This window comes from Pseudonocardia charpentierae (genome assembly GCF_031845345.1).
Taxonomy (GTDB): domain Bacteria; phylum Actinomycetota; class Actinomycetes; order Mycobacteriales; family Pseudonocardiaceae; genus Pseudonocardia; species Pseudonocardia charpentierae.
In genome coordinates this window covers 1-1,420 of sequence record NZ_JAVREJ010000083.1, presented here as the reverse complement: position 1 = coordinate 1,420, position 1,420 = coordinate 1, and the positions used below count along the sequence as shown (strand labels likewise).

1 protein-coding gene is annotated in these 1,420 nt (G+C 64.4%); it reads right to left on the bottom strand.

Annotated elements, in window-relative coordinates; translation table 11 throughout:
* Nucleotides 1-52: 52 nt before the first annotated feature.
* Nucleotides 53-1,336, bottom strand: coding sequence for an IS256 family transposase (locus tag RM445_RS31940; RefSeq protein WP_311560594.1), 1,284 nt, complete (start codon nt 1,334-1,336; stop codon nt 53-55).
* Nucleotides 1,337-1,420: the final 84 nt, after the last annotated feature.

The window sequence follows — 1,420 nt, the reverse complement described above, 5'->3', positions numbered from 1 at the left end:
GAGCCTGTCACGATTCCCGTGTAAGCCACGGGTGACTAATCTGGCTAAAATATCACAGAGGAAGTCGTCCGGGGAAGAGGACGACGAGCGTATTCAGGGCTGTTTTCCAGCCGTGTGTTCCGGTTCCTGATTCACCTCCTCTGTTACTGGAGATGTTCCGCAGGCCGAGGTATAGCAGCTTCATCGCAGCCTCGTCGGACGGGAAATGCCCGCGAGTCTTGGTGATTTTCCGGAGCTGGAAGTTGATGGACTCGATCAGGTTCGTGGTGTAGACGACGCGGCGCAGCTCGGGCGGGTAGTCCAGGAATGGGATGAACTCCGGCCAGGCGCGGCGCCACACGTCGATCACCCCGGGGTACTGGTGGCCCCACTGCTGGTCGAGATCTTTCAGCGCGAGCTCCGCGGCTTCGACCGACGGTGCGGTGTAGATCGTCCGCATCGACGTGGCGATCTTCTTGCGGTCGGTGTAGGACACGAACCGCATAGCATTGCGGATCACGTGCACCACGCAGGTCTGCACCACCGTCTGTGGAAAGACCGTGGTGATGGCGTCGGGCAGCCCGGTCAGGCCGTCGCAGCAGGCGATCAGGATGTCGCGTAGGCCGCGGTTGCGCAGCTGGGTGAGCACCGAGTGCCAGAACTTCGCGCCCTCGGCCTCGGCGATCCAGCAGCCCAGCGCGTGCTTGCGGCCGTCGACGTCGACGCCGACGACCAGGTGCGCGACCTTGATCGTGACCGCGCCCTTGTCCCGGACCTTGATGCGGATACCGTCGATGTAGACGATCGGGTAGACCTCGTCGACCGGCCGGTTACGCCAGATCTCGATTTCGTCGGCGACCAGATCGGTGACGTTCGAGATCAGTTCCCGGGATGCTTGCACGCCGTACACCTCGAGCAGGTGCGCCTCGATGTCACGGGTCGACATTCCCCGCGCATAACAGGACAAGATGAGCTCGTCGATCTGGCCGACTCGGCGCCGACGTTTCGGCACAATCTGCGGCTCGAACTCGCCATTACGGTCACGCGGCACGGTGATCGTGACCGGCCCGTTGGTGGTCGACACCGTCTTCGTCGATCTGCCGTTGCGGGAATTGCCGGTGCCATGCCCGGCCGGGTCGTCACGTTCGTAGCCCAGATGGTGGGTCATCTCGGCCTGAAGAGCGCGTTCGAGCACGGCCTTGGTCATCTGGTTGAGCAGTCCGTCGACACCGTCGATCGGAGTGCCGGCGGCCTTCGCGTCCGCGAGGAGGGCATCGATCGCCGACGGGTCGAGCGCCTCGGCAAGCCGGCGGGCCGCTGCCGCATCGGCGTCCGGGCCGGGCTGGTCCTTGCTCACTCGGGTGTCCCTTCCGACCGCCGTGTCGATCACAGCGGTCGATCTTGGGTCACCCGCGGCTTACACGGTCGTCGTGACACGCCC